This window comes from Brevibacillus sp. JNUCC-41, from assembly GCF_014844095.1.
In the GTDB taxonomy this organism is placed as follows: domain Bacteria; phylum Bacillota; class Bacilli; order Bacillales; family DSM-1321; genus Peribacillus; species Peribacillus aracenensis.
Genome location: NZ_CP062163.1, coordinates 2,318,934 through 2,342,632, shown reverse-complemented (window position 1 = coordinate 2,342,632; position 23,699 = coordinate 2,318,934). Strand labels below are relative to the sequence as shown.

Below are 23,699 nucleotides of genomic sequence, written 5' to 3'. Positions count from 1 at the left end.
GATGACTTTTAACCCCTTTATAAGCGGATGATTTTTCGGGATGCATTTGATTCCATCGCGCCAAGAATGACTTTTAGTGATTTTAATCCTTCAACTCCTGAGACAAGTGGCTCCTCATTGTCCACCACACATTTTACAAAGTGGCTGATCACTTCGGAATCATGCTGTCCTTCTGAGTCATTAGTCTGGATGCTTCCTAATTGGATGGTTTCTGTCTTTCCATTATCATGATGGATGATCAGTGAGTATTTCGGATCGTCTTCAAGGCGCAATACCGCTTTTTCTGCATAAATGACCGTAGCATTGTCTTCTTTTGCATAAGACCAGCTGGCGGTAAGCGTTCCGATGATACCGCTCTCCGTCCGGAGGATACAGGCCGCACTGTCATCAACGTCTGTATTTTTCTTGGCAGTCGTTTCCACAAAGGCTCCCACTTCAACAAATTCTTCTCCAAGGATATACCGTAATAAATCAGCTTTATGAACACCTAAATCGCCCATTGCACCAATGACTGCCTGATCCTTTTTAAAAAACCAGCTTTCCAGTCCATCCACGCTCCAAGTTTCCGGCCCGGAATGTCCAAAAGCCGTCCGGAAGCTATAGACCTTCCCTACCTCCCCGCTCTCTATAAGCTGCTTCGCTTTTTGATGAGAGGGAACAAAACGCTGATTATGACCAATCATTAGTATTTTACCGCTTTTCGCTGCTGCTGCATTCATTTTTTCAGCGTCTACTAAAGAAGTAGCCATTGGTTTCTCACAAAGGACATGCTTACCAGCTTCCAAGGCCGCAACTGTGATGCGTGCATGCAGGTAATTCGGGGTACATACACTGATCGCTTCAATCTCCTCATTCTTCAAAAGTTCTATATAATCAGTATATGCTTGCGCGCCATACCTTTGTGCTGCTGCATTCGCCCGGTCAGGCACAATATCACAAACGGCAATGATCTCCGTTTCCTGATGTGCATCATACTCCGGAAAATGCCTGTTTTTTGCAATACTCCCGCATCCAATGACTCCTACCTTCACTTTGCCCATTTTGTTCGCTCCTTCACTTCAGCTCTTTGCCTGAGATGGATTCCAACGGTTCGGCTTTCCCGTAGTTCGTTACGATTCCAAATTCCGGCTTGACCCAATTAACGGCATTCTTAATCACTCGTTGAATCTCGGGATTATGGTAAGTAGGATATGTTTCATGACCTGGACGGAAATAGAAAATCCTCCCTTTCCCCCGCTGATACGTGCAACCGCTTCTAAATACCTCCCCGCCTTCATACCAACTGACGAATATCAATTGATCTGGTGCAGGAATATCAAAATGTTCCCCGTACATCTCTTCCTTCTCAAGCTCTATATATTCTCCGATTCCATCAACGATAGGATGACTTGGATCGACAACCCAGAGCCGTTCCCGTTCATCCGCAACCCGCCATTTCAAATCGCAAGTCGTGCCCATTAATCGTTTGAAGATCTTTGAAAAATGACCGGAATGGAGGACGATGAGACCCATTCCTTCGAGTACTCGCTTGTGAACCCTTGCAATGATTTCATCCTGAACTTCATCATGTGCAACATGCCCCCACCAAAGAAGTACATCGGTTTGTTTCAGTGCTTCTTCGGTTAATCCATGCTCTTCTTCATCAAGAGTGGCGGTTCTCACCTCGACCTGCCCGCTTTGTAAAAAGCCGGCAATTGCACCATGGATACCATCCGGATATACTTTTGCTACTTCAGGCTTTGTTTTCTCGTGGCGAAACTCATTCCATACCAGGACTCTCATGAACAACCTCCTCCATTCAAGATTCATTTCATGGCAACTTGCTTTGCATGTTTAACTATTACCTCTTTATTCATAACGCAAACGTTTGCGTTAGAGTAGATCAAAATATAAGAACATAATTTATCCCTTTAAAGTATGAATTTTCAAAAATAATAGTGATAATCTATATTGTAAATTTATGTTAGCAAAAATCAAGCTTTAATTGGTAAAACATTTCTACATTTTTCTTTTAATTTCCTTTTCGGCAACAAAATGCGACTCCCGCTTTATGATTTTGGTAGGAATGCTGATACTCTTTTCCATCATTTCCGGATTTGCAATTAGATCGAACACGCATTTTGCCGCCTCATACCCTAACTGATACGTATGGATATCAACCGTTGTCAGCGGCGTACTTAGAAATTCTATGAATTCCGAGTGGTTAAAACAGACGACGCTTATTTGCTGTGGCACTTTCAGGTTCTTTTCAGCCAACACTCCAAGCAAGAGAACACCCAATAAAAGATCCATAACCAAAAAAGCGGTTGGCGCCTCTTTCAATTCCAGCAATTCGTCAATCGCCTTTATTCCATCCGTTCGATTTAAAGGAATCAATTTGATATATTCCTGTCGTACATCCACCCCGGCCTGTTCCATCGCTTGTTGAAAGCCTGTCAAGCGGTCCTGGATCACCTCAAACTCGGGACTGCCTCCTAAAAAGGCAATTCGCTCATGTCCAAGATTGATTACAAACTCCGATACTTCCCTGGCCGCTTGAACATTATCGTTATCAATGAATGTGATACCGCTCATGTTCGTGCTTGGCTTCCCTATCAAAACGAACGGGAAGCCCTGCTTTAATAAGTATGGCACCACTTTATCGTCCTTTTTAGAATACAAAACAATCATGCCATCCACTCTTCTGCCCTGAACCATCTTCACGACATCCTCAAAGATGGCATCCTCCGTCTCCCCGGTTGTCAGAGAAAGACTGTACCCTTCTTTATTACAAAAATCCCCGATGCCTCTGATCACTTCTGGAAAAAAGGGATTATAAAGTGATTCCCTTGCCGAACTTTTCATGACGATCCCAATGGCCTTAGTTGACTTCGTGACTAAGTTCCGGGCATTTTCATTCATATGATAGCCCATTTCCTTTAATACCTTGCGTACTTTACGCTTTGTCTTTTCACTGATTGTCGGGCTGTTATGGATTACACGCGATACCGTTGATGGAGCGACATTCGCTTTTTTGGCAACGTCTTTTATAGTAACAGACAAATTCATCAACACTCCCCGTTCACCGCACATGGTTTAATATTCCCTATATTTAAATAGTTATTTAACGGCTCCATCTGCAATTCCTTTGATAATTTGCCTCTGAGCAAAAAAGTACGCAATGATGACTGGAATGATGGATAAAGTAAGTCCAGCCAAGGCAAGATGCCATTGCTTCGTATATTGACCGAAAAAGAAGAATAATTTAAGCGGAATGGTCTCCGATCCCGCTCCGCCAATAACAAGGGATGGCAGCAAATAGTCATTCCATATCCAAATGACATTTAAGATGCCAACTGTAATCGACATCGGCTTTAATAATGGAAAGATGATATACCAAAATACCTGAAACCGGTTAGCACCATCAATCTTTGCTGCCTCATCAAGTGAGATGGGAATCCCTTTTAAGGTACCATGATATAAGAATATGGAAAGACTGCAGCCAAAACCTAAATACATGAAAATCAATCCGGCCTTGTTCAACATCCCTAGCTGTCCGAATTGGGCAACGAGCGGTATCATCACAGACTGAAACGGAATTAGCATGGCTGCTACAAACACGAAGAAAAGCAGGGAACTTATTTTACTTTTGTTTCGGGAAAGGGCGTATGCTGCCATCGCAGAAAAAATGATGATGATGACGACACTGACACCCGATATCAATAAAGAATTGAATAAAGTCCGGAGGAAATCCAATTGCTCGAAAGCTTGAATGAAGTTTTCGAATGTCCAGGTTTCAGGCAGTCCCAGTGTATCGGCAAATATATCCCGTTTCATTTTGAAGGCATTTACAAGCATTAAATAAAACGGAGTGAGCCATAATACGGCCAAAATGAATCCGATGAATCCAATCAGCCACAATTTCCATTTTCCCCTCATCACAGCTCAACCTCCCGTTTTTTATTGAAATAGACCTGTGTCAGCGAAACGACCGCCACGATCACGAAAAAGATAACCGCTTTTGCCTGTGCATATGCCATATCGTTTTCGGTGAAGGCTGATTTTACAATGTTCATCGCAACCATTTCAGTTGAATTATAGGGAGCTCCATTCGTCAAAGAAAGATTTTGATCATAGATCTTGAACGAGTGGGAAAGCGTCAAAAACAAACTGACGGTAAAAGCGGGTGCCACTAGTGGAAAAGTTATATGGCGAAAACGCTGGAAGCTGTTAGCTCCATCAATTTTTGCCGCTTCGATCAAGTCTTCAGGAACAGCCTGCAAATAGGCAATATAAATGATCATGATATATCCGGCCATTTGCCATGATGTTAAAATGATCAATCCCCAAAAACCTGTATCAGTCGTTGATAACCATCCATTAAATGCTTCGATCCCAGTCAAATCACCAATCGCACCGAAGACCTTAATAAAAATGAACTGCCAAATAAAGCCGAGAATCAAACCGCCTATTAAATTGGGCATAAAGAAAACAGTCCGCAGTATGTTGCTTGATTTAATTTTCGAAGTCACGATGAGAGCCAAACTTAATCCGATGATATTGATTACCACAATTGCCGCTACGGAAAATTTAATGGTGAACCAAAATGTATCAAGGAACCCTTTATCCGTAAACAAGTCCATATAATTCTTAAGACCGATGAAATCCGGCGCCCCTAAACCGTTCCAATTCGTAAAGGAATAATAAAATCCGTAGATGAGTGGCACGATCACAACCAAAATGAGTGCAGCAAGAACAGGTGTCAAAAACAGCCAATATGCGGCATCCCGATTTCTCAACGAAACCGACCTCCTTGAAATGATTTAATAGTTAATGGTTTTAGATCATGACTGGGTTATTTGATGAATCCCTTGTCGAGGCAATTCCCCTAAGTGACTTTTCTATAACAAGGAACAACCAATCGGCACAGATTTCATGCCGATCGGTCACTTGCATTTCCCAATACTTATTTGCTATGAATCTTCTCCCAATTTTCAATGTTCTGTTGGACAAGTTCCTCCCAAGTCAATTTACCGGTTACGTATTTTTGGACACTTGCCCCAAGATCATCGTTCCAACCAACCGGATATCCATTAAACACCCAGCCAATCGTGTTTCCTTCTTGGGAGTATTTATAAATTTCTTTTGAAATTGGATCGGCAATTTTTTCGACATCATATCCTTCATATGCAGGAATGAATTTAAAGTCTTCCAAAACGGCCTTTTTCCCTTCCTCGGATGTATACATCCAGTCGAGGAACTTCTTCGCTGCTTCTTGTACCTTTTCATCCGATTTCTTGTTCACCGCCCAATAGTTCGGTACTCCGACCGGCATGCCTGCAGAGTCTCCATTTGGAATCGGGATGATGCCAATTCCCTTTTCAGCTAACTCAGGGTCCATATCATATACTGTGTTATACACCCAGTTGCCTTGCTGAATGATCGCAACCTTTTCAAGTGAGAACAGCTCTTCCACTTGTTGCGAGTAATCGAGGCTTGCTGTCGGCTGGACGGAATATTTATTTTGGATATCGACCAGTTGTTTAAACTTGTCACCATCCGTGAATTTAACCGTTGGAGCCTTACTTGCCTCTAACACATTCCCATCAAACTCCGGTGCTAAGAAAACATTGGATAAATGGTTTCCTGTCACCCACTTCTCTTTGACCGGATAAGCGAAAACTGCATCGATTTTCAATTTGTCTTTTTGTGAATCCATTTTCTTGACTGCCGCCTCTAAGGCTTCATAACTTGTAATTTCATCAGGATTAATTCCGGCTTCTTTAAATATCCGCTTGTTATAAATCAAGCCGTATCCTTCCTGGTTAAATGGAAGTCCAAGGACTTGCCCGTCCTCTTCCACGCCATCCAAAGTGCCATCAAGTGCTGCGGCAGCAGCCTTCGTATCCTTTAAATCCGTTAATCTATCTTTATATTGTTCGACATCCACCGGTCCGCCAATGTTAAAGACCGCCGGCTCCTCACCTGAAGCGAACTTTGCCGTAATGGCTGATTTATAATCATTTCCGCCGCCAACCGTCGATACCTTGATCTTTACATCTGGATTCTCTTTTTCATATTGTTTTGCCAATGCCTCGAATTGCGACTTGAATTCTACCTTGAATTGAAATATATCCAGCGTCACGACATCCTTTGAGTCGCTATTTCCACCAGTTGAAGAGGAGCATCCAGCCAAAATCACACTAAAAACTAATAAAACAGTAAGAATTCCCCCGTACCATTTTTTACGCTTCATGCCTACCGACTCTCCCTTTTTCATAAGATTCATGCAATTTTAAGAAAACGTTTGCATAAAATAGTAAAATAAAAGCCTTTCATTCTATAAAAATCATGGTCTATCGTACTTCTTTTACATCACCTCCTCACAAAAATCTTTGCAAACGTTTACATTTATGCGCTTTATATTACCACCAAATTCCATACTTTACAATAAAATTGTAGTATATTGTAAAAAAAGGATATCAAGAACTCTCTTAACCTAATTATATGATTCAGAGATCTATGATTATTCCTTTATCCGGTTATTTATTGTACGGGCATTTTCATTCATGGCATTGCCTACGAAAAAAGGGAAACCCGTCGGTCCCCCTCTTTTCACTTCAATATCATCTTCACATTGGATGAACCGTATTCATCCTTCAATTCATAATATTTATCGCTTGCTTGTCCAAACTCTTTAAACACACCGCTAATGATCAATTCATTCGTTTCCTTATCAACGACACTGTACTTGATCTTGCTTTTCCCGAACTTTCTGTCATCCACTTTTAAAAGGATCATCTTGGACACCTCCACATTTAATGGCTGCACTCCTCAGGGTGTGTGGTTTCTTACTTACATAATATAACAAAATATTTGGAATTTACAGATTTTTCGCATTGCAAAATAAAAAAGCCTATTAGGCCTTTTCATTCGCATATACCATTTCCGCCTCACAAATCGCATCAGGACTTCGAGATATCCAGGAATCCTTCACCAAATACGTCCCTAACATCATGTATGGCTATAAAAGCATTGCTATCTGTCGACTGCACTATTCTCTTTAACTTTAGAACCTCTTGCTTACTTATAACGATATATAAAATATCCTTGGATGCCTTTGTATAGTATCCATGACCGCTAAAAACAGTGACCCCCCGGTCCATCAATTCGGTTACTTGTTTTGCAATCTGGTCCGCTTCATTTGAAATGATTGTAATCGCTTTTTTCGGGTTCAATCCCTCAATGATGAACTCCATCGTTTTTGTTCCAATATAAAGCATAAGGATAGTGAGCATCAGGCCTTCTGCACCAATGATGAAATAAGATGAGAACGCAACGATCAAATCGAAAAACAGAAGTCCATAGCTTAAGCTCCATCCCAAATACTTATTTGTAATTCGGGCCAGGATCGTCGTACCGGCAGTAGTGCCTCCGACACGAATGATCATGCCAATTCCTGCACCGGCAAAAACTCCGCCAAATATCGCATTAATAACCAATTCATCTGAAGAAATCGTCCAACTTTCGGTTAAATGAAGGAAAAGTGAATTAAATGCAACGGCTATGATTGTATATACCGTTGTCATTTTCGATAAATATTTATAACCGACGATGAGCAGGAAAGCGTTAATGATCAAACTTAACAGCCCTGGTGACCATTCAAAAAGATAAAATAAAATGATGGTTATCCCCGTTACTCCCCCCTCACCAAGTTCATTGGGAATGACGAAAAGATTTATTGCCAAAGCGAAAATAAAAGCTCCTATTAATATAAAGAAAACATCTAAAGAAATCTTTTTCATATTTATTACCCTTCCTTTATGTAATGGTTAATGTGAATTCGGTAATTTCACTGCTCTATAGTAACATGGAATTCCATTTAATCCTTCAAAGATTTGAAGGTTTAACAAAAAGACTACCTTGGAAGTTAGATTATCTTCAATGTACGGGCTTAATACATACAAATGGGACTAATTTTCACTAAGCTCTTTTATACATTAGCTTAACAAAGCCGCTGCCCATTCAAATATCATTAGCCTCCTTCTCCCTAAACTTATTTTTATGTTAGTTTCATGTTTCTCGAATTGGTTCAAATAACCAACCGCACGCTTTTGATATGTGTCTTTTTTTGAACTTTGATTACTCCCAGATTGGATTTTCAATTTATTATCAGTCCTTTTTCAAGGCTTGACAGTTTCCTTGGGTCATGATTAGAATATTTTATATGTTAACCTATATTTATTTTAGTTAACATATAAAAAGGAGAATGGGCATGCACAGTGAAAAACAATTACCTTGTTGGGAAGAAAAAATCAAGAAGGAACTGGCTTATTTAGAAGAGATATCTCAAAAGCGTGAACTCGTATCGACGGCATTTGCCGAGCAGACATGGCTTACGATCAATGGGTGCAGGATGCTGAATCTAGCTTCTAATAACTATTTAGGATATGCAGGGGATGAGCGGCTGAAAAAGGCGATGGTGGATGCAGTACATACATATGGTGCAGGAGCAACGGCTTCACGTTTAATTATTGGCAATCATCCCCTTTATGAGCAAGCCGAACAAGCTCTTGCCGATTGGAAGAAAGCCGAGGCGGGACTCATTATCAACAGTGGATATAACGCGAACCTTGGAATAATATCCACCCTGCTGTCCCGAAACGATATTATTTATAGCGATAAATTGAATCATGCAAGCATTGTCGATGGAGCTCTTTTAAGCCGTGCAAAGCATATACGCTATCGTCATAATGATTTAGATCATTTAGAAGCATTTTTGAAAAAAGCACCAATTGAAGCACGTAAATTAATCGTGACGGATACTGTCTTCAGCATGGACGGTGACTTTGCTTATCTCGAAGACCTCGTTCGGTTAAAGGAACGTTATAACGCAATGTTAATGACAGATGAAGCGCACGGAAGCGGCATCTACGGTAAAAACGGTGAAGGTTATGCCGGTCATCTCCAACTTCAAAATAAAATAGATATCCAAATGGGAACATTCAGTAAAGCGCTCGGTTCATTCGGTGCCTATGTCGTCGGAAAAAAATGGCTAATCGACTATTTAAAAAATCGCATGCGCGGATTCATTTATTCAACTGCACTTCCCCCGGCCATTCTCGGTGCCATAAAAACAGCGATTGAACTTGTACAGCAAGAACCAGAACGCCGCTCACTGCTCCAAACACATTCAGGACACTTTAGAGAAGAACTCACATATAACGGGTTTAATATTTGCGGAAGTCGATCGCAAATTGTCCCTATCGTCATCGGGGAAAACGAAAAAGCGATGGAATTTGCCGCACGTTTACAGAAAGAAGCAATTGCAGCTATTGCTGTCAGGCCGCCGACCGTTCCTGAAAATGAGGCGAGGATCCGGTTTACCGTAACAGCTCTCCACGATAAAAAAGAGCTTGATTGGGCAGTTGAAAAGATTTCAGTCATTGGAAAGGAAATGGGTGTTATTGAATGAAACAGCCGAATTTAGTCATGCTTCCTGGGTGGGGAATGGAAAAAGGCGCGTTTGAACCGTTAATCAAACCGCTGTCAGATGTATTCCACCTTTCATTTATAGAATGGAGAGATATGAAAACACTAAATGACTTTGAAGAAAGAGTCATAGACACAATCGCTTCCATCGACGGTCCAGTTTATATACTGAGCTGGTCATTAGGATCACTAGTATCACTTGAACTTGCAAGTTCGTATAAAGAAAAAATAAAAGGTTTTATCCTTTTTGGTGCAACAAGTCGGTTTATAACAGGAGAGAATTATTCATTTGGCTGGGATCCACGAATGGTCGAGCGCATGAAGAAACAGCTACAACGCAATAAAGAGAAGACTTTGGCTTCTTTCTATGAAGCGATGTTTTCCGAAGCTGAAAAAGAAGAAGGTTTATATCATCAATTCATCAAGACCATTCAAAGCGAGTTTCATGGAGATGATGTGTCTTCACTTCTTATTGGCTTGAATTATTTACTTCAGAAAGATGCTAGAGCAAGCCTCAACAGGATTGAAGCCCCCTTTTTATTGCTTCATGGGAGGGAAGACAACATTTGTCCACTCGAAGCCTCATCTTTCATTAAAGAAAACCTCGGTGGGAAAGCCGAGTTTCATATTATCGAAGGCGCTGGCCATACTCCGTTTTTCACAAGACCACAGGAATGTATGCAGCAGATAAAAACATTTATTCAAAAGGAGTACACTCATGATTGATAAGCGATTGTTAAGTAAGCGGTTCAGTGAACATGCGAAAACATATGACGCGTATGCCAATGTTCAAAAAAACATGGCAATACAATTAGTGGATTTGCTTCCTGAAATAAACACCAACCAGGTAACCAATATTCTTGAAATTGGCTGCGGCACTGGTTACTTAACCAGGTTACTCGTCAAAACATTCCCTAATGCCGCTATTACGGCTGTTGATTTGGCACAAGGAATGGTCGAAGTGGCGAAAGGAATGACAGATGAAGAACGTGTTACATTTTTATGTACGGATATCGAAGAAATGGCGCTTAATGAACATTACGACTTGATTATTTCCAATGCAACGTTTCAATGGCTGAATGAACTTCCTGCAACACTTGAAAAACTGTTTACACGATTAACCGCTGATGGAAGCCTCATATTTTCAACGTTCGGAATTGATACCTTTCAAGAGCTTCATATGTCATATGAACAGGCGAAGGACAAGCTTGAGCTTGCCATTGATAGTTCACCAGGTCAAATGTTTTATTCTCTAGAAGAATTATCCCAAGTTTGTGAAGAAGCAATCCCTTTTTCAACAGCAGTTCCAATCGAGATAACAAAAATGGAAGAGTTTGAACTGGAGTACTTTCAGACAGTACGTGAATTTTTCACTTCAATTAAAAAGATTGGTGCAGCTAACAGCAACAAAGAAAATTACTGCCAGCGCCCTTCCTTTTTCCGAGAGTTAATCAGCATATATGATAAAGAATATCGAAATGAATCAGGTGTGAAAGCAACCTATCACTGTTTGTTCTTTAAGATAAAAAAATATGATCAATCCGAAGATAACTATAGGATACAAGCAAAATATTATACATGATTGCAGGCCCGATTGACCAGGTTCCAATCCAAGCGATTTCTGCCGCCTCTCCTTTGGAGAGGCGGCGATTATTTAATGATCAGCTCATGAGAGTGTGTTTTTTAACTTCATCCAAAAACCTTGCCATCCGTAATATTGACCACTCGATCACATAAATCCAACATTCTTTCATCATGCGTTACCATGATGGCCGCTTTATTTCTTGACTTCACCTCATGTGCAAGCATTTCAACAACATCCCTGCCTCTTTTGGAATCAAGACTTGCGGTTGGTTCATCCGCTAAAATGATTTCTGGATCATTCATCAGCGAACGGGCGATGGCTACACGCTGCCGCTCACCGCCCGACAGTGCTTCCGGCAGGTGATCTGCCCGATGTCCAAGTCCAAGGTGGCCAAGCAATTCGTCCGCTTTTTTCATGGTTTTTTTATCCCGCTTGCCAATCAGTTCAGAAAGTAGCAGAAGCTGATCCCGTACGGTGAGATATGGCACAAGATTCGATGATTGGAATACAAACCCGATCTTTTCAAGGCGCACTCTAGTCAATTCCTTTGGGGATAGAGTTGTAATATCCTCATCATTCAGCTGTAAGCGGCCTTTGCTCGGAGATAGTAAGGCACCTGCTATCGAAAGAAAAGTACTTTTTCCTGAACCTGAAGGACCCACGATGGCGACGAACTCCCCCGCCCTCACATTCAGGGAAATATTATCAAGGGCTGTCACCTTATTGTCGCCTTCCCCATAAATCTTACTGACGTTTTCGAATAATAGTTTATCCCCCATCATGATACCCTCCCTATCGCTTCAATCGCATCTATCTTCGCTACTCGGTATAGGGATAGCAGTGAACCCAATACGGATACAACCAAAAGTAACACGGAATATTTAACGACCAAATCGGTACTCAATTCAAATGGCATTCCTTCTGGCATGATTAACGTTACGCCATATGTCAGGGCAACACTGATGGCTATGCATGTCACGGCAAGCAGCATTACTTGACCAACGATACTTTTTGCCAGGTAGCCCGTATTGGCCCCAAGTGCTTTAAGGACTCCAAATTGATTCGTCTTCTGCAAGGTAATCACATAAAAGAATACAGCCAAAACAAAAGCTGCGATGACAAACAAGAAGGCAATCATCATCGTCAACGTGCCCTGTTCCTCTTTGTAGCCTGGTATACTCTGAAGTGATTCTTCTTTTGAAATGAGCGTTAGTCCTTCAGGCAATGATTCACGTACAATTTCTTCTGCCTTCGAATCCATTTGCACGGCTATTGTGCTGATTGAATCTTTCTCTTGATTTTTCAATGCAGGATTAATCTCCTGCCACCCCTTAACATTCATGTAAACTACCGGTGAGTGGCTGTAAGACTGCTTTTCAGTAAATCCAACAATGGTGAAAACCTTACCTGATAGGTCATCTTTAAGTGAATCACCCAATTTATACCCCACTTCTTTTAAAGAACGATCTGCTAACACTTCACCTTGTTTCTCATTGTCATAGTTCGTTCCTTCAATGACCTTCGGTGCTAAAATACCACTGGCTTCGGTCGCAAAAATGGTGACATCCGTTTTCTCCGATGAGCCGATTTTATTCAATGTGACCATCATTTGCCCCAGACCTTCGGCTGCTTTAACATCCGCCGAAGCCCGGATTTCATCCAGCTTCTCCATGGATATGATCGATCGGTTCAATTTATTTTTGGAGTCATGCTCCATTACGAAATAGTCGGCCTTCATGTTTTGTATGGATGAAGCATTATCCGAAGAAAGTCCATTAGCTAATCCTGAAATGATAAAGACAAGCAAAGCGACCAATACCATGATCAGTCCAATCAGCAGATAACGTAACTTTGAATGCTTTAGTTCACGTATTGCCAAAAACATTATTTCATCTCCCATTCCTTCTGTTTACCGATCAAGTCCTAATTGATTCGGTATGACCTGATTGTAAACAATCAATATGAATGGAAGATGAACAACTGATTACATAAGGGGCAACCGTATATAAAAAGTGGTCCTTTTACCGAGTTCGCTTTGAACTTCAATCGTTCCCCCATGAAGTTCAACCGTCTTCTTCGTAATCGAAAGTCCTAATCCGCTTCCTGTTTCACTCCTGTTCCTCACTTTGTCGACTTTATAAAACCGATCAAAGATATAAGGGAGGTCTTCTTCCGGAATTCCCATACCCGTATCCGCAATCATCACTTCAACAGCACTGCCTACTTTTTTTATCCGAATATTGATCGAACTGCCGTTTTCCGAGTATTTAATGCTATTGGTTATCAAATTCGTCCATACTTGATTTAAAAGTTTCTCATCTGCAGAAATGGAGGTTGAAGGCAAATCCATTTCGATCACCATCTCTTTTTCCCGCCAATTCCATTCCAGCATGAACAACACTTGCCGTATTTGTTGCGCTAAATCGAATTGGGACCGTTGCAGCGGATCATCCGCTTTATCCAACGAAGCAAGCATGAGCAGCTGTTTGCTTAACAACGACATGCGCCTGCTTTCTTTTTCAATAATGGACAAGTACTGATTTCTTTGTTCTTTTGTTAATTCCTCCGATTGAAGTGTTTGGGAAAAACCTTGAATGGATGCAAGTGGAGATTGAATTTCATGGGATACATTCGATACGAACTCCTGCCTCATATCATCCAACCGTTGGATACTATGAGTCATTTTCGAGAAATGCTGTGCCAAATCCCCTATCTCATCGCTCCGGGTGACATTCAATTCATTACTATAATCCCCATCGGCGATTCTTTTTGTAGCTTCCGTTAATTTCGTAATCGGCTTAACGATGAAACGCGTGTTGATGATTACAAATAAAAAGCTGAGAAAGAGCGTGAGTACAAGCAAAACTGCAAGGAAAAAGCGGAATTCACCAAACTGCAGCTCTATATTCGGCCTTACAAACAATGCATGTTTTTCACCATTGACGTCCATCGGTACCCCAATGCTATTAATCAATACATCTTCAAAAAATCCGGTAATAAATAAACCATTATTATAATGGGCGATCCCTTGATAGGTCATCCCGTTCAAAACTGCAGAAATCGTATCTGTGTCCAATGCCGTTTCCCGAAAAGGCTCACCGTATAAAGTTCCTTCACCCTGCTCATTAAATAGATACATTTGATAGTGCAATCCTGCAATATGAGTTAAATACGCATCAATATCCTGATCAGGATTTTCCTCATATAAGGAGACGATATCATTTGCGACTTTCTTTATCTTCTCACCATTGTTGGGTTTTTGAACCTGATGATAATAAACATTGGAAATTAAAAAAGCGATGACACTGGCAAGCACCATGATTAAAATGGTTTGAATAACTATTCTGAAATAAAGTGTTTTCACTTCTTGTTGACCTCCAGTTTATAACCTAAGCCACGGACAGTCGTTATAACAAAATCATCGGTCCGCCCGGCAAAACGTTCCCTTAACCGTTTAATATGGACATCGACCGTCCGATCATCCCCTTCAAAATCAGCACCCCATACCAATTCAATAAGCTGTTCACGCGTAAAGACCTGATCTGGAAAACTCCCAAGCTGTGCCAGCAGCTCGAATTCCTTAAGTGGCAGGAGCAGCGAATTCCCCATTATTCGAACTTCATAACTTTTACGGTCAATGACCGTTTGATTCAATGAGATGGATTCAGAATTCACCATACGGTACCTTCGCAATAGCGCTTTTATCCGGAATAGAAGTTCCCGTGGCTCGAATGGCTTCACGAGGTAATCATCCGTACCCGCAAAATACCCCTTTTCCTTATCGATAAGTTGATCTTTAGCTGTCAATAAAATGACCGGCAGATCATATTGATCCCGGATTTCCTTACAAAGATCCAGTCCGTTTTTAAATGGCATCATAATATCGACAACCGCCAGATGGATCCGTTCCCTCTCCAATATCAAGGAAGCTTCATTCCCGTCCTTTGCTTCCGATACCATGTATCCTTCCTTTTCCAAGTGAAATTTAAGCAACTCCCGAATATGCCGATCATCATCCGCAATTAATATATGTATCAAAGAAACCACATCTCCACTTCTTTTATAGCCCTAGCTAAACTTACAATAGCAATAATTGATCCTGTAAAACAACAAATACTAATTCAATCTCCAGTTCCTTATTAACTAGTTTGCCACCAATATACAGCACCCTCTTATTTTTTATTAAAAGATAAAGTGAAAAATCGAACAGATTCTCTAAAAACCCCGTCCCTATTTCTATAGTAAATGTCATATTCACACTATTTTTAGCGGAAGAGAATTATAGTTCCAAAAATCATCGCTTTAAATATGACTGTCCATAATGAAAATAACCATATGGGATTTTTTTAAAGGGGTTTAAAATATCCTGAATTCCCCATTATCGCTTATATCTTGCCTGATCATTATATATGGATTGGAGCCTATATTGTTCCATTATTAGGAATTGTCATGTTTGGCATGGGACTTACACTATCAGCATCGGATTTTAAAGAAGTTTTCCGGCGTCCAAAAGAAGTGGCACTAGGGGTAGCAGGACATTTTATCATTATGCCATTACTGGCATTTGCATTAGCAATAGGGTTCGACTTACCGAAAGAAGTGGCTGTTGGGGTTATTTTGGTTGGATGCTGCCCCTAGTGGCACAGCATCAAATGTCATGGTGTTTCTTGCGAGAGGAAATGTTCCGCTTGCAGTTGCCATTGCTTCTGTTTCCACTATTCTAGCGCCTATCGTAACGCCCCTGCTTATTTTGCTCTTAGCAAGTAAATGGGTCGATATCAGTATTGGATCATTATTCATTTCCATCATTCAAGTGGTAATCATCCCATCGTTGCTTGGATTCATCGTTAAAAAGTTTTTCAGTAAACAGGCAGAAGCTAGGGCATAGGCTCTTCCTCTAGTATCTGTCATTTCTATCGTTCTGATCGTATCTGCCGTAGTGGCTGGCAGCCAAACTCAGCTGGCTAAAACAGGTTTGCTTATTTTTGCAGTTGTCGTTCTTCATAATGTTCTTGGTTTTCTTCTCGGCTTTTTCTTTGCTCGATTATGCAGGATGGATTTAGCTAAACAGAAAGCTGTTGGAGGTTGGTATGCAGAATTCCGGTTTAGGTTCAGGTTTAGGTGTAGCTATAGCAACGGCCCATTTCTCGCCTTTGGCCGCTGTACCTAGTGCCATTTTCAGTATTTGGCATAATATATCACGTTCCGTTCTAGCCTTTATTTTCAGTCGCATGAAAGATAAAAAAAATGCAGGGACAAATTATACGATAAAAACAGACGTATCATAATATTGTTGGATGAATAAAAAAAGCCGATTGAATAATCGGCTTTTTTTTATGTGAATCAACCATCCCCACCTTTGAAATTCAAAGGAAAATATCAATGATTGTGAGTTCGATTCATGTGGCATATTTTAAGCTTTCATACTTAAAGGGCGATTCCCCATTCCCCGATAGATGAACTGACTGCCCTTGTTGGGAGTATTTTTTTGAACTACCTGCTATACTACTAGATAAAAGTAAGTTATAAAATTTGCTAATGATTCGGGTTATAGTAATTGACTATCATTTTAAGGATGAGGGAATATAATGTCACCAAAAATAAAATCTTCAAGAAAAATAGCTAGATATTCACTAATGATCATGGGAGCGGGTTATATTGCAACCACTCCATTTCAAGGTTCATTGCCGTTAGATTTATTACATGGAGGGTTTGAGGCTGGTTTAGTCGGCGGATTGGCAGATTGGTTTGCAGTCACTGCATTATTCCGCCATCCACTTGGATTACCGATCCCCCATACAGCGCTTTTGCCCAACAATCGTAAAAGAATGACAAATGCACTTGTTTCGATGCTAAAAAATAACTGGCTTTCTAAGGAAAGTATTCAAGACAAAGTAAAACATGTTCCTTTTACAGAAAAATTGATTCCCATTTTAGTAAAAGAGGTACAAAGTGATACTTTTAGAAAAGTACTAATTAAACTTATCAAGCAATTGATTTGTTATATAGATATAGAAAAGATTACACCTTTCGTTGCAAAAAAAATTGAAGCATCACTTTCTAACATAGACATGGGCAAGATTCTTCATCTAGTAAGTTCAGAGTTACTTAATGAACAATTCGATAAGAAGGCTCTGGATCATGTTTTGAAAAAAGCGGAAGATTGGTTAAGGAAAAAACAAACCAGCCGTCGACTTGGCACTGTTTCCATGGATGTACTAAGCAAGATTGAACTGGATGGCATGCTTCAGTTTGCCGTCAAATCCATTCAAAGTCTGCTTAACGAAGAGAAACTTGGGAATATCATACAAAACCTTTTGTTAAGTGTCGTAAATAATTTACAAAACGAGAAAGAACCAAATAGAGAGGCTTTAATCTTATATATCCGAAATGAGATACAAGGCATTAACCATAACCGGGAACTGTTAGAAGGAGTTGAAAAATGGAAAAAACAACTTCTGACAAAATGGGAACCTGAAGCGACAATAACGGGAAGTCTACAGCAAATTCAACAAGATGCGTTAGACTTTGTAGAAGGTGAACATTTCATGGATACTTACCTGACTCCAATGATTCAGCACGTACTGGACAACATAAAAGAGAATAGTACGCACATCGATCAATGGATACAGAAACAAATTACTGTCCTCATTGAAAAAAATCATACGCAGATCGGTAATCTTGTACAGGAAAATTTAGATAAGCTAGACAATGAAACACTTATTGATATGATGGAAAATGGTGTAGGAAAAGACTTACAATGGATTCGTGTGAACGGAGCGGTCTGTGGTTTTATAATAGGAGTTATCCTAACAGGTGCACAGGCGCTACTTAAGCTGTTATAAATCCTGGCACCTTCGGCCGATATTGTAACGGGAGAATACTGTCATTACTAACTCAACTGGGGCTGATTCGTTGACTTTAAATTCCTTATACAATTAGCAACCAATATGCAGGATCCTCTTTTTTTCGAAAATGAAGAGATAAACAAAAAGCTAGCCAAGGTTTTCAAGAAACCCCTTGGCTAGCTTTTCCTTTTGTACAACATATTCATCAAAGCCCCACTTAAAGCAGGGCTTCAATTAACTAAGGCTTGAATTGCTGATCACTAAGCCAGCCATCAATATGATCTAAATTAAAAATCAGCAAATTATTGATGGGTCTGAGATGGGGTATCTTTTTATTTAATATTAGATCATTGATTTCCTCTTCGGTAATTGGATAATTTACCGACTCAAGGTAAATTATTAAACTTTTTATACCATAGGCTTTCCTCATTTAATCACCTCCCACCAAATTCTCCTTATTCAACATAAAGAAAACTTAGTGCTAGATATTAAATGAAAGACCGCTCAATACTTTATACCCACTTTTTGAACGAATAATCACTTTTACTTTATGTAAAGAACTAACGGACCTTAAAGGCGTTTAAATGAGGAAATTAATCTAATGAATAGGGTTTCCTCTCCTCGATTATCTCCACCTCATCCCATTCCACAGATTTGGAGTACATATATTTATCTGTACGTTCAAACCCCATCTTTTTGGCAAGTTCAGTGTTTGTTGTATCCAACAATACTTTTCCGGTTTTTCTATCTTCAGATGCTGGAAACACCCTTCCCTTATATATTGCCTTTGAATTTATCTTAAATAAATTTTCTACCTCTTCTACAGAAACATTTTTTATATAGATATTTTCATCTAAATGTTTGAAACCTTGAGATAAATCAGCTTGTTTATGACTTATTAACCTTATAGACTTATCTTCCAGTAGATTAAAACTATACTCGCTACCAATATGCATTGCATACTTTCCTTTTCTTATCATAGGTTCCTCCACTTTCAAACTTTATCAAGTATTCAATAATTCATTATATAATTTTTCAGCTTTATGTAATTCTTCTAATAATGGATTTTGATAGTCACTATAACTATCCATATACGCCCTTATGCCACCTTTTATATTTAATTCTCTTATATCTTCATTATCCTCCAATGATTTCAATGCATTCTTATATCTTATATATATAAGTTGTAAAACGCCGCTAGTAATTTCATTATAATAATCATTTTCAAGATTATTTATTACAACTTTTATTTGATTGATTAACTGCTTTTTCTTATTATCCATTTTATTCTCCTATATAGTGCAATAAATATAAATCGCATTTGAAACGAAAATATTTAATCTATTGAATAGGGCTTCCTCTCCTCGATTATCTCCACTTTATCCCATTCAACAGATTTGGAGTACATATATTTATCTGTACGTTCAAAACCCATCCTTTTAGCGAGTTCAGTGTTTGTTGTAACTAACAATACTTTACCAGTTGTTCTTTCTTCTGATGCTGGAAACAGCTTTCCCTTGTATACAGCATAGGGATTATTAGAATATAATTCTTTAACTTCATTTAAACCTACTATTTTCGTGTAAATATTATTTTTATAATAAGTAAAGCCATTGCCCATATCTTTTTTATCATTGGTTATTAATTCAATAGCTCCCACTGTATTCGATTCTATGAATCTATACTCTTTCCCATTATAGATCGTATACTCACCTTTTCTTATCATTTTTTCCACTCACTCCATTCTCCATCACCCAAATTCAAACTGCTTCGCTACCCGTTTAACATAGCATAAACTGGACTCTAGACATAAAAACCCCCTATAAAGGACTTTTATAGGGGGCTTTTATATGGGTGATTTACATCAATCTCCATACTCTTCTTTAATTGCTTTATCTGCACAAAAACTATGGAATTGATTAATTAATTCATCGATATCTTCTTTTCTTTTGATTTTCTCAAGCCATTCTTTAGGAATGTCGTTCATTTTATAGTACATACCTGCCATTGTACCTGTAATGGCACCTACTGTATCCGTATCATCCCCTAGATTCACTGCTTTTAAAACGGCTTCGCTAAATGAATCTGAATTTCCTAAACACCAAATGGCTGCTTCTAACGTATGAACGACATAACCATCTGACTGAATTTCTTCTTGTGGTAATGAAAAGAAATCTTCCTCAAAAATTCTTGAATAAGATTGCAGCTCTTTTTGGTATATATGATCTTTATCAAAATTCTCATCAAAAAGTTTTTTTGTTTGTCTTATTGCATCTTCAGGAGAATTATTATAATAAAGTCTAAGTAAAAACTCGACATAAATAATGGAACCTACCACAGAACGCGGATGTGCATGGGTTACTTCCGTATACTTTTTAATGGTTTGGATTTTTTCAATGAAATTAAAGTTATTAATAAGGATAAATGCTACTGGAGCAATCCTCATCAACGCCCCATTCCCATTATCAAACATTGCATTTCCGCCACATTCTTGCGCTGGCGTTCCATTTTTAAACTTGGTTATGGCTTCACTGGTCGTTCTGCCAATATCGAACATTTCATGATGTGGTGTCCAATAACCAGATTCCATATACTGAACGAATTTTTGCATTAGCTCCGCTGAATCGCTTTTTTCAATTAAGTTTTCAATTAAACATAAAGTTAACGAAGTATCATCCGACCAGGTACCTGGCGGCTGATTATAGGTTCCATATCCCGTTATATCATTAATAGTGAATGTCCCTCTTTTTTTAAATTCAACTGGAACACCAAGCATGTCTCCGATAATACCGCCATACATACTCGGTAATACTCTTTTCTTAATAGCTAAACTCATAAAAATCTTGTTATCTTCTTCCCATCTGTCTACCATTCTTCTGCCTGCCATTCTTTACACCTACTTTTTGTTTAAGTCTAATACAAGATGCAGCTTACCATACGCATCCTCATTGGCATCTTTGATAAGTAATTCTTGACCAGCATTTAGAAGTAACTCGGCCTCATCAGGAAATTCACTAATTTTCCCAACGTAAGCAGCGTTCGCTCCTTTTGGAACATTTATAGTCCAAGAAACCTGTTTATAATCAAATGATGACTCTTTTACAATCGCAGTACTCACAAATGCTTCATCCTTAAAAGTCTTTCCTATTAACGAACCCAAATCTATATTACCATGGTCGTCTATTTTTAAAATACTTTCTAATGGCGTGAGGTCAGTTCCTCTAAAGATCTGCATATCATGTGGAACTGCTGCTTTATTCAGGCCACTTTTAATATCATCAATAACCTGCTTATCTATTCCATATAAAGAATTTTCAATTCCTCTCAAATATTTATTAATATATTGATAATCATTTCCAGTGTATTGTTTAATTGCTGCCTTTTCGCTTTCGGTCAAAGAATCTAACCACTTAGCGTAGTACGCTTCTCCCCATTCATGAGCTTCGGCTATATTACTAATTGTAGGGGTTGCTTCACTGGCCCCACCTCTAACACTAAATTTCTGTACGAGCTCCTTCACTTTTACTGAATCAGTTTCAAGTCCAACCATATTATGCCCAGCAGGTTGAAGGGATGGTCTGAGAACAGGCATTTTGATTTCACCAATTGTCCGTCCAGCCACTTTCCCATGAGATACAGCAATTTCCTTAAAGTTTTTTGTTTCATTGGTAATAAAACGGCCGGTTGTTTTCGCAACATTCCCAGTGGCTTTACCCACCTTTATCACATTTTCATATGTGGCTTTGCCGATACCGTTGATGATGGCTTGAACCTTCTGAACCTGCTTTTGCGCAAATTCCTTGCTGTAAGGGACGAGCTTTGTACCACTCGCTACTTTATCAGCGATTTTAGCCGCACCTGCCACGCCACCGATTCCAAGTGCCATCAACAGCCCGTTCTGGCGCTGTTCCTCGGTTAGCTGGTTGCCGAACATGTCTTTGCCGGCGACGGCCTCAAAGAGGCCGTTGGCGGCGAGGAGTCCGTATATCCCGTATTCGGTTTTCTGGAGGAGGCTAAAGCCTTTTGTCGTTTTATAGGCATCGAGCGCGTGGTTCGCTGCGTTGAGTCCTTTGGCGGTTTTGTAGATGGCGCTGCCGCCCTTGATGGCCCGGCCGGCCCAGCCGACGACGGGGATGAATCCAGCGGCTGCCATGGCGCCGGCTGCGATTCGTTCGGCATCGGACAGCTTGCGTCCCGTTACTGGATCGACTCCGGTTGAGGCCCTGATTGAATCATAATATCCCGTGAATTCCCCTGTAAAGGTTTTTGTCGTATCCCAGGCTTTTTCGTACCATGGGCGGTTTTCGAGTTCTTCCATTTCTTGTTCGATTTTCCGGGCTTCGGCTTGCTGCTTTTTGAAGGTCTGATAGTCTTTCATCTGACCGGCGACCTCATCCTTCACTTGATAGACGTCACTATTCTTGAATGCCGATTGGTTGAACGTCATCGGCGAAACGTTGCCGTCCTGTTTGGTGGCATCAAGCAAGGCGCGGAAGAGGCCAACGGCCACGTTTTCCTGCCCGACGGACACTTCGTATTCCTCGACCAATTGCCTGTCGACATTCTCGACCTTTGTCACGGTATCTTCCAGCCTTTGTCCGGCCAGCGTGATTTTTTCATTAAAGTCCTTTTGGTCGAACCTATCAAGAGGCAGGATATCGTCAATGCTGGCGAGGATCCTTTGGAGATCGTTCGCTTGTTCATCGACAAGCGACTTCGCTTGGTTGATGCCGTTCGAGACTTCACCATCTAAAAAGGGAACCTCGACCACCGTATTTCCGGAGAGGTCCGCCTCTTCCAGGCTGGCCGGAATGCCTTCCAAAAAACTGATCTGTGTCGTGAATAGTTCCATCCAGGCGTCCGCCACCTCGATTTGCGCTTCATAGAAGCTTTTGATGGCAGTGGCACCGGCCCCTTGAAACTCGTTGTCCAAGCCGACGATGCCCTGAAATTCCTTTTTCAGGGCTGCGACTTCCTTCTTTAGTTCTTCATATTGCTTGGCGCGCGACTTGGTTGCGGCCGTCAATGTCTTGGCTTCATATATTTTCATCGCGTAGGATACCCATGTGAAGACACATGGGCGATGGCTTCATCCTGTTCTTTTAATAAGTCAATGTTTGCACGGGTATCTTCCACATTTTTCTGGACGATTTTAATATATTGCTCGAAGACCTTTTCCAGGTTCGTTTCCCGGTCGATCCATTTCGAGGTGAATTCCAATTTATTGCTGCCAAGCTCGCCGGCCGGCAAATTTCCAAGCGTGACTGTACCAAGTGCCGTCTTCACCTGATCGACTTGCTTCGTTACGGCAGGATGATTCAGTTTGATTGTCGTCATTAAAACAACCACCCTTTTAAATATGATATTTTACTTTCCAATTTATCTATGACGGCTTCCCCTTTACCTAAAAGTACATCGGCTTCATGGGCTATGGTGCCTGCAGCACTCAGAGCCTTTTTTTCTATATTAAGCATCATGATTTTACCGTCGATTTTCTCTTGATAGTCGTCATAATCATCATGAATGATCGTTGTCATTGCCTTGTATGCATCACTGCGGGCATCTTGAAAGTCTTCTGCACGGTTTCCCGTCCAGCTTTTACCCAAGTCCGGATTTTTAATTTTAGCAATTTCCCCCAGAGAAGCATTCTGTTCGTCTTTGATTTGTCTTTTTGCCTGCTCCAAACGATTGATTTTTTCATTCACATCGGACATTTTACTGGAGAGGGCAGAGTGAATTTCACTCAATGAATTTGCATACACTAAAAAAATCACCTCAAACATACTATTCTCATT

At 40.2% G+C, this 23,699-nt stretch carries 24 protein-coding genes and 1 pseudogene; 5 read left to right on the top strand and 20 right to left on the bottom strand.

Annotated features, from left to right (window positions below):
* Window positions 1-17: 17 nt before the first annotated feature.
* The 8 genes from JNUCC41_RS11520 to JNUCC41_RS11485 form a co-directional block, all read right to left on the bottom strand.
* The gene (locus JNUCC41_RS11520) at window positions 18-1,040 is read right to left on the bottom strand and encodes a Gfo/Idh/MocA family protein (protein ID WP_076370715.1); all 1,023 of its coding nucleotides are present in this window, start codon (window positions 1,038-1,040) and stop codon (window positions 18-20) included.
* 13 nt (window positions 1,041-1,053) lie between these two features.
* Window positions 1,054-1,782, bottom strand: coding sequence for a ThuA domain-containing protein (locus JNUCC41_RS11515; protein ID WP_192207692.1), 729 nt, complete (start codon window positions 1,780-1,782; stop codon window positions 1,054-1,056).
* Between the two features lie 216 nt (window positions 1,783-1,998).
* Window positions 1,999-3,042, bottom strand: a complete 1,044-nt coding sequence (locus tag JNUCC41_RS11510; RefSeq protein ID WP_192207691.1) for a LacI family DNA-binding transcriptional regulator — start codon at window positions 3,040-3,042, stop codon at window positions 1,999-2,001.
* Window positions 3,043-3,099: 57 nt separating this feature from the next.
* Entirely contained in the window at window positions 3,100-3,918 is an 819-nt protein-coding gene (locus JNUCC41_RS11505; RefSeq protein WP_192207690.1) for a carbohydrate ABC transporter permease, read from the bottom strand.
* Window positions 3,918-4,778 (bottom strand): carbohydrate ABC transporter permease, encoded by an 861-nt coding sequence (locus tag JNUCC41_RS11500; protein ID WP_192207689.1) that lies wholly within the window; start codon window positions 4,776-4,778, stop codon window positions 3,918-3,920. Before JNUCC41_RS11500 ends, JNUCC41_RS11505 begins: the two co-directional genes overlap by 1 nt.
* A 167-nt stretch (window positions 4,779-4,945) precedes the next feature.
* Window positions 4,946-6,235, bottom strand: coding sequence for an ABC transporter substrate-binding protein (locus JNUCC41_RS11495; protein ID WP_192207688.1), 1,290 nt, complete (start codon window positions 6,233-6,235; stop codon window positions 4,946-4,948).
* 359 nt (window positions 6,236-6,594) lie between these two features.
* Window positions 6,595-6,780, bottom strand: coding sequence for a hypothetical protein (locus JNUCC41_RS11490; protein ID WP_192207687.1), 186 nt, complete (start codon window positions 6,778-6,780; stop codon window positions 6,595-6,597).
* 164 nt (window positions 6,781-6,944) lie between these two features.
* Window positions 6,945-7,784 carry a YitT family protein gene (locus JNUCC41_RS11485; RefSeq protein ID WP_192207686.1) on the bottom strand — a complete coding sequence of 280 codons (840 nt, stop codon included), beginning with the start codon at window positions 7,782-7,784 and terminating at the stop codon, window positions 6,945-6,947.
* A 470-nt stretch (window positions 7,785-8,254) separates the two neighbouring features.
* On the opposite strand from JNUCC41_RS11485, the gene bioF reads away from it, so the two are divergent.
* The 3 genes from bioF to bioC are packed head-to-tail and all read left to right on the top strand — an operon-like array spanning window position 8,255 to window position 11,053.
* Window positions 8,255-9,454 (top strand): 8-amino-7-oxononanoate synthase, encoded by a 1,200-nt coding sequence (gene bioF, locus JNUCC41_RS11480; RefSeq protein ID WP_192207685.1) that lies wholly within the window; start codon window positions 8,255-8,257, stop codon window positions 9,452-9,454.
* Window positions 9,451-10,197, top strand: coding sequence for an alpha/beta fold hydrolase (locus tag JNUCC41_RS11475; RefSeq protein WP_192207684.1), 747 nt, complete (start codon window positions 9,451-9,453; stop codon window positions 10,195-10,197). The genes bioF and JNUCC41_RS11475 overlap by 4 nt, the downstream gene beginning before the upstream one ends.
* Window positions 10,190-11,053, top strand: a complete 864-nt coding sequence (gene bioC / locus JNUCC41_RS11470) for a malonyl-ACP O-methyltransferase BioC (RefSeq protein WP_192207683.1) — start codon at window positions 10,190-10,192, stop codon at window positions 11,051-11,053. Before JNUCC41_RS11475 ends, bioC begins: the two co-directional genes overlap by 8 nt.
* Window positions 11,054-11,160: 107 nt before the next feature.
* On the opposite strand, the gene JNUCC41_RS11465 is transcribed toward bioC, so the two are convergent.
* From JNUCC41_RS11465 to JNUCC41_RS11450, 4 genes are all read right to left on the bottom strand, one after another.
* The gene (locus tag JNUCC41_RS11465) at window positions 11,161-11,838 is read right to left on the bottom strand and encodes an ABC transporter ATP-binding protein (protein WP_192207682.1); all 678 of its coding nucleotides are present in this window, start codon (window positions 11,836-11,838) and stop codon (window positions 11,161-11,163) included.
* Window positions 11,835-12,941 (bottom strand): ABC transporter permease, encoded by a 1,107-nt coding sequence (locus JNUCC41_RS11460; RefSeq protein ID WP_192207681.1) that lies wholly within the window; start codon window positions 12,939-12,941, stop codon window positions 11,835-11,837. Before JNUCC41_RS11460 ends, JNUCC41_RS11465 begins: the two co-directional genes overlap by 4 nt.
* Window positions 12,942-13,040: 99 nt before the next feature.
* Window positions 13,041-14,420, bottom strand: a complete 1,380-nt coding sequence (locus tag JNUCC41_RS11455; protein ID WP_192207680.1) for a sensor histidine kinase — start codon at window positions 14,418-14,420, stop codon at window positions 13,041-13,043.
* On the bottom strand, window positions 14,417-15,094 hold the full coding sequence (locus JNUCC41_RS11450) for a response regulator transcription factor (RefSeq protein ID WP_192207679.1): 678 nt from the start codon (window positions 15,092-15,094) through the stop codon (window positions 14,417-14,419). The genes JNUCC41_RS11455 and JNUCC41_RS11450 overlap by 4 nt, the downstream gene beginning before the upstream one ends.
* 333 nt (window positions 15,095-15,427) lie before the next feature.
* On the opposite strand from JNUCC41_RS11450, the pseudogene JNUCC41_RS11445 reads away from it, so the two are divergent.
* A pseudogene (locus JNUCC41_RS11445) lies at window positions 15,428-16,344 on the top strand (bile acid:sodium symporter family protein); the annotation flags it as partial.
* A gap of 300 nt (window positions 16,345-16,644) precedes the next feature.
* The gene (locus JNUCC41_RS11440) at window positions 16,645-17,901 is read left to right on the top strand and encodes a DUF445 domain-containing protein (RefSeq protein WP_192207678.1); all 1,257 of its coding nucleotides are present in this window, start codon (window positions 16,645-16,647) and stop codon (window positions 17,899-17,901) included.
* Between the two features lie 241 nt (window positions 17,902-18,142).
* On the opposite strand, the gene JNUCC41_RS11435 is transcribed toward JNUCC41_RS11440, so the two are convergent.
* The 8 genes from JNUCC41_RS11435 to JNUCC41_RS11400 all read right to left on the bottom strand — a co-directional run bounded on the left by JNUCC41_RS11435 (window position 18,143) and on the right by JNUCC41_RS11400 (window position 23,666).
* Window positions 18,143-18,334, bottom strand: a complete 192-nt coding sequence (locus tag JNUCC41_RS11435; RefSeq protein WP_192207677.1) for a hypothetical protein — start codon at window positions 18,332-18,334, stop codon at window positions 18,143-18,145.
* Between the two features lie 163 nt (window positions 18,335-18,497).
* On the bottom strand, window positions 18,498-18,884 hold the full coding sequence (locus JNUCC41_RS11430) for a hypothetical protein (RefSeq protein WP_192207676.1): 387 nt from the start codon (window positions 18,882-18,884) through the stop codon (window positions 18,498-18,500).
* 24 nt (window positions 18,885-18,908) lie between these two features.
* A complete protein-coding gene (locus JNUCC41_RS11425; RefSeq protein WP_192207675.1) occupies window positions 18,909-19,187 on the bottom strand; it encodes a hypothetical protein in 279 nt (92 codons plus the stop codon).
* Window positions 19,188-19,240: 53 nt separating this feature from the next.
* Window positions 19,241-19,639 (bottom strand): hypothetical protein, encoded by a 399-nt coding sequence (locus JNUCC41_RS11420; RefSeq protein WP_192207674.1) that lies wholly within the window; start codon window positions 19,637-19,639, stop codon window positions 19,241-19,243.
* Between the two features lie 129 nt (window positions 19,640-19,768).
* Window positions 19,769-20,791 (bottom strand): ADP-ribosylglycohydrolase family protein, encoded by a 1,023-nt coding sequence (locus JNUCC41_RS11415; protein WP_192207673.1) that lies wholly within the window; start codon window positions 20,789-20,791, stop codon window positions 19,769-19,771.
* Between the two features lie 9 nt (window positions 20,792-20,800).
* The gene (locus tag JNUCC41_RS11410; protein WP_192207672.1) at window positions 20,801-22,954 is read right to left on the bottom strand and encodes an ADP-ribosyltransferase; all 2,154 of its coding nucleotides are present in this window, start codon (window positions 22,952-22,954) and stop codon (window positions 20,801-20,803) included.
* On the bottom strand, window positions 22,951-23,241 hold the full coding sequence (locus JNUCC41_RS11405; protein WP_192207671.1) for a YwqI/YxiC family protein: 291 nt from the start codon (window positions 23,239-23,241) through the stop codon (window positions 22,951-22,953). Before JNUCC41_RS11405 ends, JNUCC41_RS11410 begins: the two co-directional genes overlap by 4 nt.
* Complete coding sequence (locus JNUCC41_RS11400) at window positions 23,241-23,666, bottom strand: YwqH-like family protein (protein ID WP_228467600.1); 426 nt, start codon at window positions 23,664-23,666, stop codon at window positions 23,241-23,243. The genes JNUCC41_RS11405 and JNUCC41_RS11400 overlap by 1 nt, the downstream gene beginning before the upstream one ends.
* Between the last annotated feature and the right edge of the window lie 33 nt (window positions 23,667-23,699).